The organism is Pseudomonas sp. BP01 (genome assembly GCF_022760795.1).
In the GTDB taxonomy this organism is placed as follows: Bacteria; Pseudomonadota; Gammaproteobacteria; order Pseudomonadales; family Pseudomonadaceae; genus Aquipseudomonas; species Aquipseudomonas putida_Q.
Window position 1 is genome coordinate 1 of the sequence record NZ_JAFBKA010000061.1, and the last position, 3,106, is coordinate 3,106.

General features: G+C 51.3%; 1 rRNA gene. It reads left to right on the plus strand.

The annotated features are described in order from the left end of the window. Positions 1-192 precede the first annotated feature (192 nt). Positions 193-3,085, plus strand: a 23S ribosomal RNA gene (locus JOY50_RS28435). The last annotated feature ends 21 nt before the right edge of the window (positions 3,086-3,106 follow it).

A 3,106-nucleotide genomic window follows, 5' to 3' on the forward strand; every position in this document is an offset into this window, starting at 1 on the left:
GAATGTTGATTTCTGACTTTTGTCAGATCGTTCTTTAAAAATTCGGATATGTGATAGAAATAGACTGAACACCAGTTTCACTGCTGGTGGATCAGGCTAAGGTAAAATTTGTGAGTTCTGCTCGAAAGAGCAACGTGCGAATTTTCGGCGAATGTCGTCTTCACAGTATAACCAGATTGCTTGGGGTTATATGGTCAAGTGAAGAAGCGCATACGGTGGATGCCTTGGCAGTCAGAGGCGATGAAAGACGTGGTAGCCTGCGAAAAGCTTTGGGGAGTCGGCAAACAGACTGTGATCCAGAGATCTCTGAATGGGGGAACCCAGCCAGCACAAGCTGGTTATCTTGTACTGAATACATAGGTGCAAGAGGCGAACCAGGGGAACTGAAACATCTAAGTACCCTGAGGAAAAGAAATCAACCGAGATTCCCTTAGTAGTGGCGAGCGAACGGGGACCAGCCCTTAAGTTGGTTTGAGATTAGTGGAACGCTCTGGAAAGTGCGGCCATAGTGGGTGATAGCCCCGTACACGAAAATCTCTTATCAATGAAATCGAGTAGGACGGAGCACGAGAAACTTTGTCTGAATATGGGGGGACCATCCTCCAAGGCTAAATACTACTGACTGACCGATAGTGAACTAGTACCGTGAGGGAAAGGCGAAAAGAACCCCGGAGAGGGGAGTGAAATAGATCCTGAAACCGTATGCGTACAAGCAGTGGGAGCCTACTTTGTTAGGTGACTGCGTACCTTTTGTATAATGGGTCAGCGACTTATATTCAGTGGCGAGCTTAACCGAATAGGGGAGGCGTAGCGAAAGCGAGTCTTAATAGGGCGTTTAGTCGCTGGGTATAGACCCGAAACCGGGCGATCTATCCATGGGCAGGTTGAAGGTTAGGTAACACTGACTGGAGGACCGAACCGACTACCGTTGAAAAGTTAGCGGATGACCTGTGGATCGGAGTGAAAGGCTAATCAAGCTCGGAGATAGCTGGTTCTCCTCGAAAGCTATTTAGGTAGCGCCTCATGTATCACTGTAGGGGGTAGAGCACTGTTTCGGCTAGGGGGTCATCCCGACTTACCAAACCGATGCAAACTCCGAATACCTACAAGTGCCGAGCATGGGAGACACACGGCGGGTGCTAACGTCCGTCGTGAAAAGGGAAACAACCCAGACCGTCAGCTAAGGTCCCAAAGTCATGGTTAAGTGGGAAACGATGTGGGAAGGCTTAGACAGCTAGGAGGTTGGCTTAGAAGCAGCCACCCTTTAAAGAAAGCGTAATAGCTCACTAGTCGAGTCGGCCTGCGCGGAAGATGTAACGGGGCTCAAACCATGCACCGAAGCTACGGGTATCACCTTTTGGTGATGCGGTAGAGGAGCGTTCTGTAAGCCTGTGAAGGTGAGTTGAGAAGCTTGCTGGAGGTATCAGAAGTGCGAATGCTGACATGAGTAACGACAATGCGAGTGAAAAACTCGCACGCCGAAAGACCAAGGTTTCCTGCGCAACGTTAATCGACGCAGGGTTAGTCGGTCCCTAAGGCGAGGCTGAAAAGCGTAGTCGATGGAAAACAGGTTAATATTCCTGTACTTCCAGTTATTGCGATGGAGGGACGGAGAAGGTTAGGCCAGCCTGGCGTTGGTTGTCCAGGTTTAAGGTGGTAGGCTGGAATCTTAGGCAAATCCGGGATTCTAAGGCCGAGAGCTGATGACGAGTTGCCTTTAGGCGACGAAGTGGTTGATACCATGCTTCCAAGAAAAGCTCCTAAGCTTCAGATAACTGGGAACCGTACCCCAAACCGACACAGGTGGTTAGGTAGAGAATACCAAGGCGCTTGAGAGAACTCGGGTGAAGGAACTAGGCAAAATGGCACCGTAACTTCGGGAGAAGGTGCGCCGGCGAGGGTCAAGGACTTGCTCCGTAAGCCCATGCCGGTCGAAGATACCAGGCCGCTGCGACTGTTTATTAAAAACACAGCACTCTGCAAACACGAAAGTGGACGTATAGGGTGTGACGCCTGCCCGGTGCCGGAAGGTTAATTGATGGGGTTAGCGCAAGCGAAGCTCTTGATCGAAGCCCCGGTAAACGGCGGCCGTAACTATAACGGTCCTAAGGTAGCGAAATTCCTTGTCGGGTAAGTTCCGACCTGCACGAATGGCGTAACGATGGCGGCGCTGTCTCCACCCGAGACTCAGTGAAATTGAAATCGCTGTGAAGATGCAGTGTATCCGCGGCTAGACGGAAAGACCCCGTGAACCTTTACTATAGCTTTGCACTGGACTTTGAATTTGCTTGTGTAGGATAGGTGGGAGGCTTTGAAGTGGGGACGCCAGTTCTCATGGAGCCATCCTTGAAATACCACCCTGGCAACTTTGAGGTTCTAACTCAGGTCCGTTATCCGGATCGAGGACAGTGTATGGTGGGTAGTTTGACTGGGGCGGTCTCCTCCCAAAGAGTAACGGAGGAGTACGAAGGTGCGCTCAGACCGGTCGGAAATCGGTCGTAGAGTATAAAGGCAAAAGCGCGCTTGACTGCGAGACACACACGTCGAGCAGGTACGAAAGTAGGTCTTAGTGATCCGGTGGTTCTGTATGGAAGGGCCATCGCTCAACGGATAAAAGGTACTCCGGGGATAACAGGCTGATACCGCCCAAGAGTTCATATCGACGGCGGTGTTTGGCACCTCGATGTCGGCTCATCACATCCTGGGGCTGAAGCCGGTCCCAAGGGTATGGCTGTTCGCCATTTAAAGTGGTACGCGAGCTGGGTTTAGAACGTCGTGAGACAGTTCGGTCCCTATCTGCCGTGGACGTTTGAGATTTGAGAGGGGCTGCTCCTAGTACGAGAGGACCGGAGTGGACGAACCTCTGGTGTTCCGGTTGTCACGCCAGTGGCATTGCCGGGTAGCTATGTTCGGAAGAGATAACCGCTGAAAGCATCTAAGCGGGAAACTTGCCTCAAGATGAGATCTCACTGGGATCTTGAATCCCCTAAAGGGCCGTCGAAGACTACGACGTTGATAGGTTGGGTGTGTAAGCGCTGTGAGGCGTTGAGCTAACCAATACTAATTGCCCGTGAGGCTTGACCATATAACACCCAAGCAATTTGCT